The organism is Bacillus arachidis, from assembly GCF_030285945.1.
In the GTDB taxonomy this organism is placed as follows: domain Bacteria; phylum Bacillota; class Bacilli; order Bacillales; family Bacillaceae_G; genus Bacillus_A; species Bacillus_A arachidis.
The window spans coordinates 863,052-883,770 of sequence record NZ_CP127376.1; the positions used below are offsets into that span (position 1 = coordinate 863,052).

Here is a 20,719-nt window from a genome sequence, read left to right on the forward strand (position 1 = left end):
GAATGGCTTTTCAATTTGTATTTATATAAAAAAGAAGCTAATCTACAGCCGTAGATTAGCTTCTAACAGGATTTGTCCTCCTAAAATAGCAACTTGTAAGAGTGAGTATATGGTGATTGTGGGGGGGATATTTTTTAAATAAAATATTTATGGGGATGGTTTCTTATATGATTTTTATTTTGCATGCTCTTTCTGAAAGGGGTTTACCTTATTTGTAAGTGGAATATAGGGTTATCATAATATTATTGATAGATAATTTTTTTCGAGTATTGAAAAGGGAGTATATATCTTTCATTTTTTGTGATAAAAGTTTGTTTGGTAAAATAATGAAAAAAATAATTGACAGAAAAGTTACTCAAGTTATAAAATTAAAAATGGAAAATAAAACAAGGAGGTGTGTGTAATGATTGTAATGGTAAATATGACTGGCTTAGCTGTATTACGTGGTGGAAAACATTCATATCATTACGCAACCCGTACGGAAAGATAGTGCTTTTTTGTTTTCAAAAAAGCGTACGTTGCGTAGTTCGTAACGTACGCTTTTATGCGTTTTTGCGCATATCGTCAAGCGGCGGTATGCGCTTTTTTGTCTTTACTTTTGGTTGTTTCCATACTTTGTATGGTTTCGATAAAGAAAAATATGGAAGGTGAGATGTAATGATGAAACAGTACAATTTACGCAATGTAAAAGTGGGGCCTTTTGATAGTGGATAACAGAGATAGACTGAAACAAGATCGAGAAGGGAGAGATTTCATTGTTTTCAGTATTACAAAAGTTAACATGGTTTTTTAAAGAACATTGGAAGAGGTACAGTATCGCAATTGGAGCGCTTCTAATTGTAAATGTAGTAGAGGTAATTCCTCCAAAAGTAATCGGTTTAACAATTGATCATATAAAAATAGGGTCTTTAACAAGCGAAGTAATTATGAAATATATTTGGATTTTAGTCGTGACGACGATAGTTGGATATGTACTCACGTATGTATGGCAGCACCAATTATTTGGCGGGGCATTCGTGCTTGAAAAAACGATGCGTTCAAAATTTATGGGACACTTGCTCAAAATGACACCGACCTTTTATCACAAAAATCGTACTGGTGATTTAATGGCGAGAGCGACAAATGATTTAAAGGCGATTGCTATGACTGCAGGATTTGGGATATTGACGCTCGTTGATTCTAGTTTATATATGCTCACAATTGTTTTTATGATGGGCTTTTCAATTAGTTGGCAACTTACAATTGCGGCGCTTCTTCCCCTGCCGATTATGGCATATGCGATGAATATATATGGGAAGAAGTTACATGAACGCTTTACCGTTGCGCAAGATGCGTTTGGGGATATGAATGATAAAGTACTTGAATCGATTGCAGGCGTGCGTGTTATTCGTGCATATGTGCAGGAGAAAGCGGATGAAGAAAGATTCCATCAATTAGGAACAGATGTATATGAAAAAAATATGAAAGTAGCAAGAATTGATGCACTGTTTCAGCCAACTGTGAAGATGCTAGTTGGTCTTAGCTATTTAATTGGTCTTGTATATGGAGCGTTTTTAGTTTTCCAATCAAAGGTGACGCTTGGGGAACTTGTTTCCTTTAACGTTTACCTTGGGATGATGATTTGGCCAATGTTTGCGATTGGTGAATTAATCAATGTCATGCAGCGGGGGAATGCTTCGCTAGATCGTGTTAATGAAACGTTAGCGTATGAGCCTGACGTGAAAAACGTGAAAAAGCCGATGCGTGTACACGAACCAGAGTATATCGATTTTGATAAAGTTTCCTTTTCGTATCCGGCTTCACCTGAACTTAATTTGAAAAATGTTTCTTTTTCATTAAAACAAGGAGAAACGCTTGGCGTTGTTGGGAAAACAGGGAGTGGTAAAACGACTCTTGTTCGACAACTTCTTCGCCAGTATCCACTTGGGGAAGGGGATATTACAGTGTCGGACGTTACGCTTGGTCAAATTTCAACTGAAAGCGTGCGAGGCTGGGTTGGGTATGTACCGCAGGAGCATATTCTATTTTCAAAAACAGCACGCGAAAATATTTTGTTTGGAAACAGGGAAGCAAGTCAGGAGGAACTTGAAAAGGCTATTGAAATCGCGGCATTCAAAAAAGATTTGGAGTTTCTTCCTGAAGGATTAGAGACGCTTGTTGGAGAGAAAGGTGTTTCTTTATCTGGCGGGCAAAAACAACGGATTTCAATAGCGAGAGCTGTTATTCAAAATCCAGAAATTTTAATTTTAGATGATTCATTATCGGCTGTGGATGCCAGAACGGAAGCGGCGATTATTGAAAATATAAGAAGAGAAAGAAGCGGAAAAACAACAATTATAACAACGCACCGCCTGTCAGCTGTGCAGCATGCGGATTGGATTCTTGTTATGGATAATGGTGAAATCATAGAAGAGGGAACGCATGATAGACTCGTTTCTAATGATGGCTGGTATGCGGAGCAGTTTGAAAGACAACAGGGTGAGAATATAGAGGGTGAGGTGAAAATATGAGTGTTTCAAAGCGGTTATTTAAGTACGCCATGAAAGTAAAAGGAACGATTTTTGTGGCACTTGCAATGTTATTTATTTTCGTTATTGCAGAGCTCGCAGGGCCATTTGTGGCAAAGGTAATGATTGATGATCATATTGTCGGCATTGAGAAGCCTTGGTATGAAACGGGGCAAGGTGAGGACGCAGTATTATATAACGGCACTTGGTATAAGCGAAGCGACCGTTTTGAACAAGGGGAACAAAAAGGAAAAGAAGTTCGTATTATACAGGTCGGTTTCACTTATTACTTTGTACCTAACAAAATTGCAGCAGAGGGAACACGTTCTGTAAAGGGAGATATCGTTACAGTTCAAAGTGGGAAAGCAACGCAAGTGTATAAAGCAAAAATGTTAACAGCTAAAGAGGTATATTCGTTTTATGAACCTGAGATGAAACGATTGCTTTTACTTGGCGGAGGATATTTTGCACTATTGTTAGTTGTATCTTTATTTGCATATGGTAAGCAGTTTTTCTTACAGAAAGCATCGAATAAAATCATTCAAATTATGCGCGAAGATGTTTTTTCTCATATTCAAACCCTACCGATCCGTTATTTTGACCATTTACCAGCAGGGAAAATTGTATCGCGTGTAACGAATGATACAGAGGCGATTCGTGAGTTATATGTAACAGTTTTAGCGACATTTGCTTCTAGTTTTATTTATATTATTGGAATCTTTATTGCTTTATTTTTACTTGATATGAAATTAGCACTCCTATGTTTAATCATCATACCAATTTTAATTGTTTGGGCTGTTTTATATCGAAAATATGCTTCGGTGTACAATCATAAGATGCGCTCTCGGTTATCAGATATTAATGGAACAGTGAATGAATCAATCCAAGGGATGCCTATCATCCAGGCATTTCGTCAAGAACGTACAACAAAGAAAGAATTTGAAGAATTAAATGAAGATTATTTTAAGTATCAAAATAAAATTTTAAATTTAAATGCAGCGACATCCCATAACTTAGTAGGAGTCTTGCGTAATATTGCTTTTACGGCCGTTATTTGGTATTTTGGCGGCGCCTCTTTGAGTGCTGCTGGGGTTGTCTCTTTAGGAGTGCTGTATGCATTTGTCGATTATTTAACAAGGCTCTTCTCACCAATTACAAATATGGTAAATCAGCTCGCGAACTTAGAGCAAGCGCGGGTTGCATCGGAACGTGTATTTGAACTGTTGGATGAAAAGGGAGAAGTACTTCAGGAAGAGCGTATCCCGCGTCTGAATGGAAATGTTCGATTTGATAATGTTTCATTTTCTTATAACGGAAAAGATGAGGTGTTAAAAAATATTTCTTTCGAGGCGAAAAAAGGAGAGACGATTGCTCTTGTTGGTCATACTGGATCTGGGAAAAGTTCCATTATGAATGTACTTTTCCAATTTTATGAGTTTCAAAAAGGAAAACTTACAATTGATGGGTATGATGTGAAAGATATACCAAAGCAGGCACTTCGCGAGCATATGGGGATTGTGCTGCAAGATCCATTTTTATTTAGTGGTACGGTAGCTTCGAATGTAAGTTTAGAGCATCCAAAGATTTCAAATGATCGAATTATAAAAGCACTGCACGATGTAGGAGCAGAGCGATTTGCTAACAATATAGAAGAAGAAATTACGGAAAAAGGAAGTACGCTTTCAACTGGAGAGCGTCAACTTATATCCTTCGCACGTGCGCTAGCATTCGATCCTGCCATCTTAGTGTTAGATGAAGCGACTTCAAGTATTGATACAGAGACAGAGGCGATGATTCAGGGCGCGCTAGAGGTTGTAAAGAAAGGAAGAACAACCTTTATCATTGCACATCGCCTTTCAACCATTAAGAGCGCGGATCAAATCATTGTACTCGACCGGGGAACGATTCTCGAAAAGGGTTCTCACGATGAATTAATGCAGAAAAAAGGTCGTTATTATGAAATGTACAAAACACAAATGGAAGGAAGTCAAAGTGCGTAACTTTCACGGAATGTTCAGAAAACTTTAAAGCAATGTTTACAAATGCTTCCGTATCTTTCCTTATCCATGTGATATGTTGGAGGAAAGGGGGAGATAGGGATGGAAGAATTATCAGTTACATTTAACATTGCTTTCTTTTTACTATTGTGCGGAATGATTGGGTATTGTGTATTAGATTCTTAAAAGAGCTTGCTAATGTAGCAAGCTCTTTTAAAGGTGTTGAGAAACAGGGGCACCTGCCCTCTGTGCGCCGATATCGTTTTAAGGTATTGGCGAAATTGACGAGGCGTATTTTTTGTGCTCAGAAAAAGGGAAACGTAAAGTGGATTTGAGTTGGTTTCAAATTCTGGACAAAAAACATAGGACTAATGATTGTGCGATGTGCCGTTAAAGGATAGGGTCGTGGAATACGCATCAGGCTAATTATGCAATGGGAGATGGGGATTATTTAAATGATACGTGCTTATAGGGAAGAAGATAAGGTCAGTATATTACATCTAATACAAAGTATGGAGATAGAAGAAGAGGTAGGTTCTTTAGAGGATATTGTCCTAAATTCTACGCAATTTCTCTTATATGAACAAAATGGAATTGAAGGGTTCTCATACTCATCTGTCTATACCAATAGTGCCGGAGAGTCTATTGCTCAAATCAGTGTTTATGTAGAACCAGATTCCCGTTTAAAAGGTATTGGTTCTACATTATATAAAGCGATGGAAGAGGTAATTTCTGAAACAAAACCGGATTTTGTATGTACTTATATGAGAGTCGAATCAGAAAACCCTACTGGTTTTGCTAAGAAAATGGGGTTTGAAAAATGGTGGGGTTCACTTGAATCGGTATACAAGGGAGGGGCCTTTCCTAAAACAGACATTAAGTTTATTAAATATGAAGATCGATTTTTTGATCAGTTTGTAAAAATGGTGCAGGCATGTTATTACGAGCTGCATGAAAAGAATGATATTAAACCTTACCTCGCTCCAGAAGACAGTGTAAAAACATACAAATTAAACAATAAAAATAATGTATATTTGGTGTTAGAAGGTGAGCAAATTGTTGCATCGGTTACGACTGGGGAAGGGATATTAGATAATTTAATGGTTGCGCCAAGTCACCAAGGAAAGGGATATGGACGTAAGGCTTTACAATTCGGTATGAACGAGATGTTAGAAGCAGGGTACAAAGAAATTCGAATATGTTTTTTAGAGGGAAACGAAAGTGCTGAGAGGTTGTACAACTCTTTAGGCTTTAAGCCGCTTCACAATACACAGGTTTATCGAAAGTTCTTATAAATGAAACACTCGTTATTCCACAGGGACTTTAATGGAGAAAGGGAACTCAAATTCATAGGAGTTCCCTTTCTTTATCTCAAAAAGCAACAACATTGATTTTTCGTGCGGCATGAGGCGAAAACAGCCCTGTCCGCATCTATGCATGATTGGCCGCTCTCTTTCATCTAAAAAGAAAGGTTTTTTGTTTTACCTTTTCCTCTATAAATGCTATATTTAAAAACGTTACTTATTTTTTGTATGTATTGGTTTTATATCATGTTGTTTGATTATGAAAAAAAAGGATACACTAATCACGAACATTTTCATTGAAAAATTGTTCAAGATTGCATACAATCAATATAGTTTTTAAATTCCTATCTGAATACTTGGAGGACTAATATCATGAAGAAATTATTTTCAGTGCTTGCAGTAGCTACACTAGCGGTCGGAATTGTAGCGGGCTGTGGCAAAGAAGAGAAAAAAGATACAGGTAGTCAAGATGCATTACAAAAAATTAAACAAAGTGGTGAACTTGTAATTGGTACAGAAGGTACATATCCACCATTTACATTTCATGATTCAAGCAATAAATTAACTGGATTTGACGTTGAGTTAGCAGAAGAAATTGCAAAACGTCTAGGCGTGAAACCAGTATTTAAAGAAACACAATGGGACAGCTTACTTGCTGGACTAGATGCAAAACGTTTCGATATGGTTGCAAACGAGGTTGGAATTCGTGAAGATCGTCAAAAGAAATATGATTTCTCTAAACCATATATTTCTTCTTCAGCAGCACTTGTCGTTCGAAAAGATAAAGATAAGCCAGCATCATTTACAGATATTAAAGGTTTGAAAGCAGCGCAGTCTTTAACAAGTAACTATGCGGACATTGCAAAGAAAAATGGCGCAGAAATCCAAGGTGTAGAAGGATTTAGCCAAGCAGTAGAATTACTTAACTCAGGACGTGTTGATTTCACAATCAATGACAAATTATCAGTATTAAACTATTTACAAACGAAAAAAGATGCAAACATTAAAATTGCAGATACAGAAAAAGAAGCATCACAAAGTGGGTTTTTATTCCGTAAAGGTAGCGATAAATTAGTACAAGAAGTAGATAAAGCGTTAGAAGATATGAAAAAAGATGGTACGTATGACAAAATAACGAAAAAATGGTTCGGTGAAAATGTATCTAAGTAGTGTAATCGTTACAGATCGATTATCTACATGGATAGATATCATGCAAGCATCCTTCAAGCCTATGCTGGAGGGTGCTCTTTTCACAACAATTCCATTAACGCTTATCACATTTGTGATCGGTATTATATTGGCGACCTTCACGGCTTTAGCTCGTATTTCAAATAGTCGCATTTTACAATGGATTGCTCGTATCTATGTATCTATTATTCGCGGAACACCACTTCTTGTACAATTATTTATTATTTTCTATGGACTTCCAACTTTACAAATTGAGATTGATCCATATCCAGCAGCTGTTATTGGATTTTCATTAAATGTTGGTGCGTATGCATCTGAAATTATTCGCGCATCTATTTTGTCTATTCCGAAAGGACAATGGGAAGCAGCGTATACAATCGGTATGACATATCCACAAGCGCTAAAACGCATTATTTTACCACAAGCAACACGTGTATCGATTCCGCCACTTTCGAATACGTTTATTAGCTTAGTGAAGGATACTTCATTAGCATCGTTAATTTTAGTAACAGAAATGTTCCGAAAAGCACAGGAAATCGCAGCGATGAACTATGAATTTTTAATTGTTTATTTTGAAGCAGGTCTTATTTATTGGGTGATTTGTTTCTTATTATCTATCGTGCAACAAATATTAGAAAAACGTTCAGAACGTTATACTTTAAAATAATCCTTTTACAAAAGGAGTTTTTGTTTTTATGATTTCAATTCAACATTTACAAAAGAGTTTCGGTGATAACACTGTACTAAGTCATATCGATTTATCCGTGGAAAAAGGTGAGGTTGTTGTAATTATTGGACCATCTGGATCTGGTAAGACAACATTTTTACGTTGCCTGAATGTATTAGAAACACCAAATGCAGGTATTGTTCGTATTGGTGATAAAGAACTGGATTTCTCTAAAAAAATAACGAAGAATGATATTGTAAATCTTCGTATACAAACAGGTATGGTGTTCCAGCACCACAATCTATTTCCTCACTTAACAGCAATCCAAAATGTCATGGAAGGGCTTGTTACAGTGAAAAAGATGGGGAAAGAAGAAGCGAAGACGAAAGCGACGTATTTCCTTGAAAAAGTTGGACTTGGTGACAAGATGAATCTATATCCATTCCAACTATCAGGCGGACAACAGCAGCGTGTCGGAATTGCTCGTGCGCTTGCGATGGAACCACAAGTTTTATTATTTGATGAACCAACGTCAGCATTAGATCCAGAACTTGTACAAGAGGTCCTAAAAGTAATGAAGGAACTTGCAAATGAAGGAATGACGATGGTAATTGTAACACATGAAATGCGCTTTGCTCATCAGATTGCGAACCGTGTCATTTTTATGGATGGCGGCGTTGTTGTGGAGCAAGGTACACCAGAAGAGGTATTTACAAATCCGAAAGAAGAACGCACGAAGCGATTTTTACAAATGCTTCAGTAAAAAGAAAGGTCTCAGGGCGAATACCCTGAGACCTTTTTGCCATATATATTTATCTTTGGAATCCACCAAGGCTTTGCTCAGCCATTGCTACTAAACGTTTTGTGATTTCGCCACCAACAGAACCGTTTGCACGAGCTGTAGAATCTGCTCCTAATTGTACACCAAATTCTTGAGCGATTTCGTATTTCATTTGATCGATTGCAGCTGTTGCACCTGGTACTACTAATGGGTTATTTTGGTTTGCCATAGGAATATATCCTCCTTAGAGTATAAAAGTTTTTTTGGTTGGATTAGCTGGAGTTGAACCAGATTATCGCCCGTTTGGCGCTAATCCATCGTTTGAGATGAGTGTAATCATAGTATGGGTGTTACGTAGAAAGATATGCGGTTTAATAAATTGTAAATTTTGTAAATGAATAAACCAACTTTGATTTTTCACCATATACGTCACGGCTGTGGATAACGAGAGGTGGCCAGCACTCTTTTTCTTTATTGGTTTTCTACTAAGGCCTGACGTAGGAAGAGGATTTGACAGCTTCTATGCATGACCGGATGCTCTCTCCCGCCTAAAAAGAATGATTTTATTTCGTTTTTTTAATTTGTATTTTTCTAAAAGAAGGTCACACTAATCGTAAATATGAAACCTCTATTGATTGGAGGAGTTATCAATGGCAATCTGTCCACTTTGTAATGCGCTAGAGGCTCAAACATATAGTTGTCAAATTTGCATGAATGTACTCCAAGATTATGGGAAAGTTGTAGATTATACAGATGCTTATAGCGCATATATGGATCAAGATTTATTAAGTGCAGTAGACGGGTTAACAGGGGAGAGTTCGGAGCAATATTGTGTTCATGTTTTCTATTGCGGGACGTGTGGCACACAAACTGAACTAATGGTAAAACTGATGTAATGAAAAAACTTCCACCTATTATAGGATGGAAGTTTTATCTTCTGGTAATAGCTTTTTTGAATGAGAAGAATGCTGTTCTGTTAAATGTATGGCATACTCATAAAATAACTGTCTCGTCAGTTCATTATATTCTTGTAATTTTTCGGACTGAAATACGGTTCTTCCAGGTTTGGAATTGGCTTCAAATAGCCAAATCTTCTCATCTTTATCCAAACCTAAATCAAAACCAATTTCTCCGATATTTCCTTCTATATGCTGATCCAAAATAGAACTTAATTGTAAGGCTGCATCTGTTAATTTATTCGTAATTCGAATACGCTCCGTTGCATCAGGAAAGATATCTTGGAGTAGCTTTACTTCTCCGCCACTATTTATATGAGTTGTTATACTGCCTTTTCCAGCAACTTTGACAACGATAGCACTAACTCTCCAATTACCAAAACGATTTTTATTTGTATGAATTCGAAAATCTATTGGCTGCCCATCTATACGTAATAATACAATTCCTTGTTGAACGATAAACTTTTTTAAATCCTGACCTTGCATAACATGATTGATAAGTGTTTCCAAAGAGTGATACTTTCGTAATTTATTCTGGTTCTTCTCACGATAACGACAATAATAACGGTTTTCTGAAGCAGAATAAAGAATTTGATAAATATCGCGCCCAAAACTACCATGCGCAGGTTTCATATAAATGTGTTTGTATGATGATAAGGAACGCTCTACTTGTTCGAAGTGCTGAAATGTTTCTGTTTGAGGTAAAAGGGAAGCGACTGTTTTTTCCTTTATAAGAAGCTGATGTATATTCCATTTATTGAAAAATTCTGAGTTAAACCATGGAATGGCGTACTTTGTTTGTAATTGTTTTTTTGCCCGAACAATAGGTTTGTAAAGCTCTGCTTGCCGATTAGGCAATCGATCATAAATAACGTTTGGAAAAGGAACCTTACACTGTGTCCAGTTCCCCTCTTTGAAAAAGTATCCATCAATTGTTTCTTCATCCCAGTTTATATGTTGTGCACCAAATAAGAAAACAAATGGGTGTAAAGAATGAGGTGTGGTCAGTAACTCTTTGAAACCGATGGAACGGTCGCCAACGGGATGAGAAGCTGATTCCGAAAAACCTGTTGTGAAAATACCGATTAATGGCCCTAATATAAGTGTTTGATTTTGAATGAAAGCATGAACGGTAGTTGGAAACGGGAGATAAAGTTCCTTCGCAATTTGTTCGCCAATTATAATTTCGTGAGCATAAGTATAATGAATTTCAATATTTTCACATGCCGTATGTCGTGTACCGAAGGAAATAAATGTAAAGAGAGAAGGGCTAGAAAATATATAGGGCAATGTTAACGACCTTGGATGATCAGTAGAAATTTGTAATGTGTAAATATGATCTTTCAATATAGTAGTCACTCCTTTTTCAGTTACGGTGTAAATGGATTCAACCGTAATGGGCCGTGGGAAGCTCTTTCGGCCAGTGAATAATCATGTTGTTTTCGAATTAGCATGTATAATTCGAAGTGCTCTATTGAATCCATTATGTAAAAAGAGAAGAGAGAGCGGCTCAATTTTTTTGGTTTCTCTTGTGAAGTTGCGCGGTAATGGCTTCAAAACGGTTTCATTATACATTGCAAACATGTTTCCATATCATTATACTGTTGCCCGTATAACGATATTCTATTTTTGGATGATCAATGTGTTAGTACAAGAGTTGAAAAACGTACAGAAAACCTTTTCTTTTAGGTGGGAGGTAGGATTCCGGCTATGGATATGGATAGAATCGGTCAGAATTTTTTTCGCCAAGCGAAAGCAAGTATATCGCAACATGAAGGGCTGATTGCGTATTGTACTTGTAACAAGTTGTAGTAAGATATAGATATATATTTGGAGAAATGGAAGGCTGATATTGTCATGAATATGTGGTTAAATATGTTAACAACAACAGGGTTAGGAGCGATAATTGGTGGGTATACGAATCATTTAGCGATTAAAATGTTATTTCGCCCGCATCGCCCTATTTATATTGGAAAGTTTCGAGTACCGTTTACACCAGGATTGATTCCGAAACGTCGTGATGAACTTGCGGTGCAACTAGGAAAAATGGTTGTGGATCATTTGTTAACGCCAGAAGGAATCGGAAAGAAGTTAACAGATGAAAAGTTTCAACAAGAGCTTATTCAGTGGGTACAACTAGAGGTAGATAAAATTTTGGTGAACGAGCAATCATTACGAGAGGTTTTAGAAAAATGGGGCTTAGAGGATGTAGAAAGAAAGGCAGTCCAACAAATTGAAAATATGATTGTGAAAAAAATTGAGGCGTTTTTATCACAATATTATACATATACGTGGGAACAAGCTTTACCTAGTTCTGTTCATGAAAAAGTGGAGCAAATGATTCCGAATGTAGCATCATTTATTTTAGATAGAGGTAAAAGCTTTTTTGAAAGTGCAGAGGGAAAAGAGCGCCTTGCTAAAATGATTGATGACTTCTTTGCTTCACGAGGTACATTATTAAATTTAGTAGGTATGTTTTTAGGGAATGTAAGTTTAGTGGATCGTCTGCAACCAGAAGTGATTAAGTTTTTAGAACAAGAAGGAACGAAGCAGCTTTTAAGTGATGTACTGCAAAAAGAGTGGGAGAAATTAAAGGGAAGAGAAGTGAAGGAACTGGAGTCCTTTATAGAGAAAGAAACGGTTGTAAAGTCAATTCTATCGACAGTTAAAATAGAAGAAACGGTAAGAGGATTTTTCGATCAATCTGTTCAAAAAGTGTGTGAACCAGTTAGGGAAAAGGTTGTACAAACAATGATTCCAAGTTTAGTGAAAAAAGGTTTAGTGTTTGGAGTAAACAATACCGAACAGATTTTGAAAAATTTACGTCTTGCTGAAATCGTACAACAAGAAGTATCTACATTCTCAACAGAGAGATTAGAAGATCTTGTGCTATCGATTACGAAAAGTGAACTGAAGATGATTACATATTTAGGAGCGTTATTAGGAGGGACGATTGGATTGATTCAAGGCTTGTTATTGCTGCTTTTCAGCTAATCGGATGCCTCTAATTATAAATAAAGTGAAATTTCTTCACATCTCGTGTATAGTTTGTTATTGTAAAAAGGTGCGTATCACAAGGTACTCAAAGAGCGAGGGAAAATAGACCGAGCTCTCTAAAGGAGGAAAAATACAATGACAAAGAATATTCATGATGTTGCATATGAATTACAAAAAGCAATCGCAGAAAATACAGATTTTCAAGCACTAAAAGAAAGTTATGCAGAAGTACAAGGCGATGCAGCTTCAAAAGAACTATTTGATCAATTCCGTACAATGCAAATGGGCTTACAACAAAAAATGATGCAAGGCCAAGAAATCACAGAAGAAGATAACCAAAAAGCACAAGAAGTTGTAGCGCTTATTCAACAAGATCAAAAAATCGTAAAATTAATGGAAGCAGAGCAACGTTTAAATATTGTAATCGGCGACATTAACAAAATTATCATGAAGCCGCTTGAAGAAGTATATACTTCATATCAAGCTTAATTAGAAAGGCGTTTCCTGGGAGGGAAACGTCTTTTTTATTTAGATACAAATGGATGACCATTAAAATAAAATCGCCAAGGATAATGAACGGCTTCTTCTGCATAGTCAATATTGATGCGAGGACCAGTCATTATTTCATATTGAGAGGATAGATGTTCTTCTTCAGGGACTAATTCAATATATAGTTCATCCCCTTGCAGTGATAGCCCTCGTTCCTCTAAAGTAATTCCAAGTGCGCGGCATAGCTTTCCAGGTCCGTTCGTTACATTTTTGTATTGTGCTTTCGTAAGTTCCGTTTTACCATAGCGTGCTATTTTCATTTCTTCTATTCCATCAATAGGCTCTAGTGCCCGGATGAGAACGCCTTGAGGGGTACCAACTGGAGCAGTGATGACATTAAAACAATGGTACATACCATAAATAAGATATACATAGGCATGTCCTGGTGCACCAAACATGACTTCCGTTCGTTCGGTTCGTCTTCCGCCATAGCTATGTGCAGCTTTATCATCTGGCCCTTTATATGCTTCTACTTCTACAATGAACCCGCTTCGTTTGATTCCATCTACTATATGTACAAGTTTCTGACCGAGTAAATTTTTAGCAACTTCTAATGTATCGCCCTCATAAAAAGAAGGAGGTGCTTTCATATGGATATCCCCTTTACTGATGATATACGTATATCATAAACCAAATTTATGCCAAGGATTCTAACTCGTTCTAATTAATAAATTTCTTTCATAAATTATGGATAGAGTAAAAGCAGCTAAGAGGAGGAATGCGTCATGATTTATCGCTTGTTGGCTCTTAATATAGATGGAACACTCATGCAGAAAAACGGGAAGATACCAAAAGGAACACGAGAAGCGATTGATTTTGTAAAGCGAAAAGGTGTATATGTTACGCTATTTACAAGTCGGCACTTTCAATCAGCTCATAAAATAGCGAAGTCATTAAAACTAGATTCCATATTAGTTACGCATAGCGGTGCTTTTATTTCTGCTTCATTAGATAAACCGCTCATTCAAAAAAGATTATCAGAGGAAAAAACGTTTAATATCGTGCAAGTACTGGAACATTTTGAATGTAATATCCGTATTTCGCATGAACGTTTTTCTATTGGTAACCGTGAACGAAATACACCAAACTTAATTGCGCGCACTGTATTATCGAGTTCGGACCCGTTATTTTATCCTGTTCAATTTGTAGATTCATTAGGGGACGCACTTCGTGATCAACCTGTTGCAGCTCCGAAAATTGATGTTGTCTTTGCAAGTAGAGGAGAAAGAGAACGTGCGCTTAAAACGTTGAAAAAAGCGTTTGAAAATGTCGAGTATGTAGAATCCGATGGGGGAAGGATAGAAATTCTTCCGCTGCATGTATCGAAATTAAGAGGTTTGCAATTATTGGGAGAACACCTTGGAATCGAACTGAGTGAAATGGTAGCAATTGGCGATAGTTTGGAAGATTTAGATGTCATCGAGAATGTTGGATTAGGAGTTGCGATGGGAGATGCACCTATTCCAGTGAAACAAGCAGCAAACTGGATTACGCGTTCTAATAGTGAAAACGGAGTCGAGTATATGATTAAAGAACATTTTCGAAAGCAATTTCCACTTCCATTTCTAAAAAATCACTCGCAGGTTCATAAATGGTGATAAGATGACGAAAGAACGCAGCCTGAAAGCTGCGTTTCTTAGTGTTTGTCTTTCCGGGAAAATGAGGTAAAAGCTTCTGTATTGACCTGAAAACGCCCTTCAAGTAAACTAAAGAGAGTTTACAAATGAAAAGGTGATAAGTGTTGTTAATTTCAATAAAAACGTTACAAGATGATCGTTTTTTACGTCCGCTGCAAAATATTAGCGGCTTATTTTTTGAAGAAAGTACGATAGGATTTGAGAAAGAAGATGCGAATCTTATTGTTGAAATACAGATAGAAGGAAACGTGACAGCTTCAGCACGTTTAACAGACGCTCAAACTGGGGATGTATATGAAGAAACGTTCTCAAAAGATTTATCTTCTTTTACAGAAGAAAAAGAAAGAATGAAGCAAGTAAAGCATGTGGTTTCTTATGTGTATCTTTCTGTTCTGCAGCAGTTAACAGGATTGGAACAGAGTTGGGGCATTTTAACAGGAGTGCGTCCAACAAAGCTTCTTCACAAAATGCTTCAAAACGGTATGTCAAAAGAAGAAGCACATAAGGAACTTCGTGAAAGCTATTTAATCCACGAAGAAAAAATTGAACTTCTGCAGCGCATTGTTGACTGCCAATTAGCAGTTGTTCCAGATTTATATCGTTTGAAAGAAGAAGTAAGTATTTATATCGGTATTCCGTTTTGTCCGACAAAATGCGCATATTGTACATTCCCTGCTTATGCGATTAATGGGCGTCAAGGATCGGTGGATTCTTTCTTAGGCGGTCTGCATTATGAAGTTCGTGAAATCGGTAAGTTTTTAAAAGAAAAAGGTGTTAAGGTTACAACGATTTATTACGGAGGCGGTACACCGACAAGTATTACAGCAGAAGAGATGGATATGCTGTATGAGGAAATGTACCAATCGTTCCCGGATGTGAAAGAAGTACGCGAAGTAACAGTTGAGGCAGGTCGTCCAGATACGATTACGCCAGAAAAACTAGAAGTATTAAATAAATGGAACATTGACCGTATTAGTATTAACCCGCAGTCGTACCATCAAGAAACGTTAAAAGCAATTGGACGTCATCATACGGTGGAAGAAACGATTGAGAAGTATCATCTGGCACGTCAAATGGGAATGAACAATATTAATATGGACTTAATCATTGGTCTTCCTGGTGAAGGGTTAGAAATCTTCAAACATACGTTAGATGAAACAGAAAAGTTGATGCCAGAATCATTAACAGTTCACACATTATCATTTAAACGTGCTTCTGAAATGACGCAAAATAAGCGTAAATATAAAGTGGCAGGTCGCGAAGAAATTACAGCGATGATGCATGAAGCAGAAGAGTGGACAAAGAATCATAACTACGTACCGTATTATTTATACCGCCAAAAGAACATTTTAGGTAACTTAGAAAATGTTGGTTACGCAATGCCGACGCAAGAAAGTATTTATAATATCGTGATTATGGAAGAAGTACAATCCATTATCGGTCTTGGTTGCGGTGCATCAAGTAAATTTGTTCATCCAAAAACGGGGGCGATTACGCATTTCGCAAACCCGAAAGATCCGAAATCATATAATGATGGTTACATTAAATATACAGAAGATAAGCTTGAGATTTTAAAAGAGCTATTCTCATAAAGTGAAACTTTAATCCGTGGGGGCTCATCCTCCACGGATTATTAGTTAAAGCGGGGGGAAGCAACTAATTAATAATCGCTTCCTTGTAATCAACAAATTGTGTTATGATTACAAAAAATAGGAGGTTTCAAAATGAGCGAGGACAAAGAAACTCCTGAAAGAGCAAGAGAAAGACTAAGGCAAGAAGCGTTAAAAAGAAATCCAACTGGAAATATGAATGATGCATTTAATAGGGCTGGAACTGGAAACCTTGTTGATTTAGTAGGTAGTTTAGGTTGGAAAGGTATCGGCATCCTAATCCTTGTAATTGTACTAGGTTTTGTCTTAGCATCACTATTCTTTAAATAAGAAGACCTCTTTTTGAGGTCTTTTATTATGCACTTTTCAAGAATTCAGCCGTAGTATGATTGGATTTTGGACACGCTGAAATAAACATTAACATTTGTTCTACTTGCATTTCAAGCTATCTGAATCAATAGAGAGTTATCATGGTATTTGGTTGCCACACCTTGAAATTTTCTCATCCAGGTCTTTAAACGGCCAGTGCCTTTTTTCGCCCTATGCCATGTTAAAACAAAAGGAGAAACTGAGTGGATATCACTTTTTGCCTTCATAGCCGCGGCTTGGGTGCCTGCAAATCAAACTGGGATATGTTTGTAAAACAATGTCGAGAATGATCAGAAAAAGAAGGTAAAAATGTAGAGGAAATGTCTACTTATAGACGAAATGATAGATTTATGAAAGTTAAAAGGGGGCATATTTTGACATGTATATGACGATTGGGAGGATTTTTGAGTTATCTGTAGGGAAATATGCAAATAAAGAAGCGTTAGTGGAACCTGAAAAGAATATCCGCTGGACATATAAAGAGTGGGATGAACAGGTCAATAAAACAGCGCATGCTCTGCTTGCAGAAGGTGTGAAAAAAGGGGATACTGTATCAGTTTATTTATATAACTGCCATGAATTTGTAAACGTTTACCTTGCTTGCGCTAAAATTGGAGCGATTTTCAATCCAATTAATTTCCGTTTAAAAGCAAAAGAAGTAACTTATATTCTCCAAGATGCGTCCTCCAAAGTTGTCGTATTTGAAAAAGCTGTTGAAAAGACAGTTGCTGCCATTGAACGAGATTTCCCAAACAGTTCTTTTTTGTATATAGAAGATGATGTGCCTTCATACGCTGCTTCGTATCATGAAAAGGTAGATGCTGCTTCATCTGAGCCGGCGGATATTGTCGTTGAGGAAACAGATTATTGCTCTATGCTCTATACAAGTGGTACAACAGGTCATCCAAAAGGGGTGTTACATCGACATCGTGACATGGCTGAACATAGCATGATTTGCACGTATTTCTTAAAATATAACCGTGATAGTATTGGGCTTGTAGTAGCACCGTTATATCATTGCGGTGAATTAAATGCTGGTATTATACCAAGAATTCAAGTTGGTGGGAAAAATATTATTTTACATCAATTTGATACAAAGACGGTACTACATACAATTGAAAAAGAAAAAATCACGACATTCTTTGCTGCACCAACGATGTGGAATATGATGTTACAAGAGGATTTATCACAATATGAATTGCGTTCGATGAAAATTGGAATATATGGGGGAGCTGCGATGGCGCCAGCGCTCGTAAAAGAATGTAAAGAGCGTCTACATATTGATCTTGTCCAAATTTATGGAATGACAGAGATGGGGCCGGTTATTGCATTCTTAGTAGAAGAAGATCAAATTACGAAAGCCGGTTCAGCTGGAACTCCTTGCTTTAGTCACGAAATTCGAATTGTAAAACCCAGCGAAGAGGGCCCGGCAGAACCGGATGACGTGTTACCACCGTATGAAGTGGGAGAAATTATTTCACGTGGACCAACCATGATGGCAGGATATCATAATCGTGAAGAAGCGAACGCAAAGTCTATGTATAAAGGTTGGTACCATTCGGGCGATCTTGGTTATTTTGATAAAGATGGTTATTTATATGTAGCAGATCGTGTTGACGATATGGTGATAAGTGGTGGGGTAAATATTTATCCGCGTGAAATTGAAGACTTTCTGCATAGTCATCCTAGCGTACTAGATGTTGCTGTACTTGGTGAACCAGATGAACTATGGGGCGAACGTATTGTTGCGGTAGTGGTGAAAAAAGATGAACATATTACGGAAGCGGATTTAGAAAGTTATTGTAAAGAAAGTGATGAATTAGCTGACTATAAACGTCCGCGTCACTACATATTTGCAGATGAACTGCCTCGTAATGCGAGCGGAAAGCTGCAGAAATTTGTACTTAGAGAATCGTTAAAAGGTGCTAAAAAATAATAAAAATGCCTTTCCAATTTGGAAAGGCATTTTTATTATTTACGCGAGAAACCTTCTTCATCAAGGTATTCTGCAGCTTCTGGATAAGAGTTAAATGTACCGTCTAAGTTACTGCCGGCGTACACATTCCACATATCGTCTTCTTGGATAAGAGTAAGAATATGGCCGTCTTCATTGCGCCACTCTTCTTCTTTAGCAGGTGCAGCTTGTGCTACTACTTCTTCTTGTTCTTGAGATAGAAGGTCAATGGATTTTTGGATTAATGAGCGTAGTTCTTCTGCTGAGAACTCACGGATGTTAACCATGCCTTTATCATCTGTTTTATAACCGCTAATGCCGCCTGCGTATACGAATCCGTTACCGTTTGGGTGTAAATGATATACAACGTTCTTTTTGTCTAAGCGACTTTCTTCAAAATGAAAGTTCACACGTTTTAATGATACGTTCTTTCTTTCCAACTCTGGGAAAGATTCGATAATCGATAATTTTTCTTCAAAAGTTAGCATAGTGCCTCCAAATATATAGTAAAAGATTTAATCCGTTCATTATAGCATAGGGGAATTGTTTTCTAAAGCGTTAGCGAGAAGGGGATTTGAAAAATGAAGGCGATTACTTCACGATACTGTCAAGAGTTTATTCTAAAAGGCGCTGACGAATGTGCTTTGTCCACGCTACAATGGAACGTGGACATTATATCGAGGTGATTTTTTTATGATTCAAAGAATAGCGAAAGAGTGTTTATCAGGTTTTACTGTTGCAATTGTTGCATTGCCGCTTGCGATTGCATTTGGGATTGCTGCAACAGGAACGTCTGAAGGTGCGTTAGTCGGATTATACGGCGCCATTTTTGCTGGGTTATTTGCTGCATTGTTTGGCGGAACAGCCGGACAAGTAACAGGTCCTACAGGCCCGATTACAGTGATTGCGACAGGAGTGATCGCGACTCACGGATTAGAAGCGAGCTTTATCGCATTTATGATGGCAGGGATATTTCAAATTTTATTTGGTATATGCAAGCTCGGTTCGTATATCCGTTATATTCCATATTCTGTAGTTTCGGGATTTATGAATGGAATTGCACTTCTGATTATTTTAGGAGAAATGAAGCATGTAAAGAATAGCTTTTTACTTGTTTTGCTAACAATTCTCGTTATGCTTGTTGCAGGGAAGTGGATAAAAGCAATTCCATCGAGCTTAATTGCACTAGTTGGGGTTACGGCAACACTGCCGTTATTTTCTCATGTATTACAGGGGCTTACGATTCAATTACCTGTTGTGGGAGCGATACCATTAAACGAGATGATTGAAAAGATTGGAGCCATTCCAGAAGCAATGCCGTCACTTCATTTGACATCTTTTAGTGGAGCGGTTGTACTGGAAATGATTTTACCGGCACTGAGTATTGCGTTATTAGGATCAATTGACTCATTATTAACATCCGTTGTGATGGATAATGTAACAGGCACGCGGCATAAAAGTAATAAAGAGTTGATTGGACAGGGAATAGGTAATATCGTTAGTGGAATGTTTGGCGGATTGGCAGGGGCAGGAGCAACTGTAAGGTCCATTGTGAATATACGAAGTGGTGGGAAAACAGCATTGTCTGCTTGTGTGCATAGCGTAGTTTTATTTATTTTCATTATGGGACTCGGTGCAGTTGTGCAATATATTCCACTTGCGGTATTATCAGGTATTTTAATTTTAACAGGCATCGGCATGTTTGATTGGGATAGTATGAAAAAGATGCATGTAGCGCCAAAAGGTGATGTTATTGTGATGCTGTTCACGATGGTAGTTACAGTGAAGTTTGATTTAATGATTGCTGTTGCGTTTGGTATACTACTTTCCTTCATTTTATATATGGTGCAATGCAAGAAACGAAAAGCTTCTATTATAAAAGGAGAAGGGGAAATGTATATGATTCAGGGGCCGCTTTCCTTCTTATCTGTTGATCGTATTTTCTCTTCGTTACAAGAAGTGAAATCTCATTTGATATTACGTTTGAATGATGTGCACTATATGGATGCTTCAGGAGCGATGGCACTATTGAACTTTGTTGATCACACGGAGAAAATGGGGACAAGTGTAACGCTTGAGCACCTGCAACCACACGTTGAAAAGACGCTGCTCAATTTGGCAAATGATGAACAAAGAGAAAAGCTGAAGATGGTGAAAGCATAGTAGCATTGTAATGATGAAAAATAGCATCCATATGATTGGA

General features: G+C 37.3%; 18 protein-coding genes. 14 read left to right on the plus strand and 4 right to left on the minus strand.

Annotation, left to right across the window (positions count from 1 at the left end; genetic code table 11):
• The first annotated feature begins 755 nt into the window (after window positions 1-755).
• The 6 genes from QRY57_RS06070 to QRY57_RS06095 all read left to right on the plus strand — a co-directional run bounded on the left by QRY57_RS06070 (window position 756) and on the right by QRY57_RS06095 (window position 8,426).
• Complete coding sequence (locus tag QRY57_RS06070; RefSeq protein WP_208018004.1) at window positions 756-2,510, plus strand: ABC transporter ATP-binding protein; 1,755 nt, start codon at window positions 756-758, stop codon at window positions 2,508-2,510.
• Window positions 2,507-4,507 carry an ABC transporter ATP-binding protein gene (locus QRY57_RS06075; protein ID WP_286016904.1) on the plus strand — a complete coding sequence of 667 codons (2,001 nt, stop codon included), beginning with the start codon at window positions 2,507-2,509 and terminating at the stop codon, window positions 4,505-4,507. The genes QRY57_RS06070 and QRY57_RS06075 overlap by 4 nt, the downstream gene beginning before the upstream one ends.
• A gap of 452 nt (window positions 4,508-4,959) precedes the next feature.
• Window positions 4,960-5,799, plus strand: coding sequence for a GNAT family N-acetyltransferase (locus tag QRY57_RS06080; protein WP_208018002.1), 840 nt, complete (start codon window positions 4,960-4,962; stop codon window positions 5,797-5,799).
• 381 nt (window positions 5,800-6,180) lie between these two features.
• On the plus strand, window positions 6,181-6,978 hold the full coding sequence (locus tag QRY57_RS06085; RefSeq protein ID WP_208018001.1) for an amino acid ABC transporter substrate-binding protein: 798 nt from the start codon (window positions 6,181-6,183) through the stop codon (window positions 6,976-6,978).
• Window positions 6,965-7,663, plus strand: a complete 699-nt coding sequence (locus QRY57_RS06090) for an amino acid ABC transporter permease (RefSeq protein WP_026590730.1) — start codon at window positions 6,965-6,967, stop codon at window positions 7,661-7,663. Before QRY57_RS06085 ends, QRY57_RS06090 begins: the two co-directional genes overlap by 14 nt.
• 28 nt (window positions 7,664-7,691) lie before the next feature.
• Window positions 7,692-8,426, plus strand: coding sequence for an amino acid ABC transporter ATP-binding protein (locus QRY57_RS06095; protein ID WP_286016905.1), 735 nt, complete (start codon window positions 7,692-7,694; stop codon window positions 8,424-8,426).
• 49 nt (window positions 8,427-8,475) lie between these two features.
• On the opposite strand, the gene QRY57_RS06100 is transcribed toward QRY57_RS06095, so the two are convergent.
• Window positions 8,476-8,673 (minus strand): alpha/beta-type small acid-soluble spore protein, encoded by a 198-nt coding sequence (locus QRY57_RS06100; protein ID WP_026590728.1) that lies wholly within the window; start codon window positions 8,671-8,673, stop codon window positions 8,476-8,478.
• 421 nt (window positions 8,674-9,094) lie between these two features.
• On the opposite strand from QRY57_RS06100, the gene QRY57_RS06105 reads away from it, so the two are divergent.
• Window positions 9,095-9,340 carry a hypothetical protein gene (locus tag QRY57_RS06105; RefSeq protein WP_026590727.1) on the plus strand — a complete coding sequence of 82 codons (246 nt, stop codon included), beginning with the start codon at window positions 9,095-9,097 and terminating at the stop codon, window positions 9,338-9,340.
• 18 nt (window positions 9,341-9,358) lie between these two features.
• Here QRY57_RS06105 and QRY57_RS06110 read toward each other — a convergent pair whose 3' ends face one another.
• A complete protein-coding gene (locus QRY57_RS06110; RefSeq protein ID WP_286016906.1) occupies window positions 9,359-10,747 on the minus strand; it encodes a YheC/YheD family endospore coat-associated protein in 1,389 nt (462 codons plus the stop codon).
• A gap of 510 nt (window positions 10,748-11,257) precedes the next feature.
• On the opposite strand from QRY57_RS06110, the gene QRY57_RS06115 reads away from it, so the two are divergent.
• Both QRY57_RS06115 and QRY57_RS06120 read left to right on the plus strand, forming a co-directional pair.
• On the plus strand, window positions 11,258-12,394 hold the full coding sequence (locus QRY57_RS06115) for a DUF445 domain-containing protein (RefSeq protein WP_286016907.1): 1,137 nt from the start codon (window positions 11,258-11,260) through the stop codon (window positions 12,392-12,394).
• A 138-nt stretch (window positions 12,395-12,532) separates the two neighbouring features.
• On the plus strand, window positions 12,533-12,886 hold the full coding sequence (locus QRY57_RS06120) for a YlbF/YmcA family competence regulator (protein WP_286016908.1): 354 nt from the start codon (window positions 12,533-12,535) through the stop codon (window positions 12,884-12,886).
• A 35-nt stretch (window positions 12,887-12,921) separates the two neighbouring features.
• Here QRY57_RS06120 and QRY57_RS06125 read toward each other — a convergent pair whose 3' ends face one another.
• Complete coding sequence (locus QRY57_RS06125; protein WP_286016909.1) at window positions 12,922-13,536, minus strand: DNA-3-methyladenine glycosylase; 615 nt, start codon at window positions 13,534-13,536, stop codon at window positions 12,922-12,924.
• Window positions 13,537-13,671: 135 nt separating this feature from the next.
• Between QRY57_RS06125 and QRY57_RS06130 the strand changes: the two genes are divergently transcribed.
• The 4 genes from QRY57_RS06130 to QRY57_RS06150 all read left to right on the plus strand — a co-directional run bounded on the left by QRY57_RS06130 (window position 13,672) and on the right by QRY57_RS06150 (window position 18,498).
• Entirely contained in the window at window positions 13,672-14,544 is an 873-nt protein-coding gene (locus tag QRY57_RS06130) for a Cof-type HAD-IIB family hydrolase (protein WP_286016910.1), read from the plus strand.
• A 140-nt stretch (window positions 14,545-14,684) separates the two neighbouring features.
• A complete protein-coding gene (locus QRY57_RS06135; protein ID WP_026590720.1) occupies window positions 14,685-16,175 on the plus strand; it encodes a coproporphyrinogen III oxidase in 1,491 nt (496 codons plus the stop codon).
• A gap of 132 nt (window positions 16,176-16,307) precedes the next feature.
• Window positions 16,308-16,523, plus strand: a complete 216-nt coding sequence (locus tag QRY57_RS06140) for a DUF6366 family protein (protein ID WP_286016911.1) — start codon at window positions 16,308-16,310, stop codon at window positions 16,521-16,523.
• Between the two features lie 418 nt (window positions 16,524-16,941).
• Window positions 16,942-18,498, plus strand: a complete 1,557-nt coding sequence (locus tag QRY57_RS06150) for a fatty acid--CoA ligase (protein ID WP_286016912.1) — start codon at window positions 16,942-16,944, stop codon at window positions 18,496-18,498.
• Between the two features lie 35 nt (window positions 18,499-18,533).
• Here QRY57_RS06150 and QRY57_RS06155 read toward each other — a convergent pair whose 3' ends face one another.
• The gene (locus tag QRY57_RS06155) at window positions 18,534-19,004 is read right to left on the minus strand and encodes a hypothetical protein (protein ID WP_026590717.1); all 471 of its coding nucleotides are present in this window, start codon (window positions 19,002-19,004) and stop codon (window positions 18,534-18,536) included.
• Window positions 19,005-19,209: 205 nt separating this feature from the next.
• Between QRY57_RS06155 and QRY57_RS06160 the strand changes: the two genes are divergently transcribed.
• A complete protein-coding gene (locus QRY57_RS06160) occupies window positions 19,210-20,679 on the plus strand; it encodes a SulP family inorganic anion transporter (RefSeq protein WP_286016913.1) in 1,470 nt (489 codons plus the stop codon).
• The last annotated feature ends 40 nt before the right edge of the window (window positions 20,680-20,719 follow it).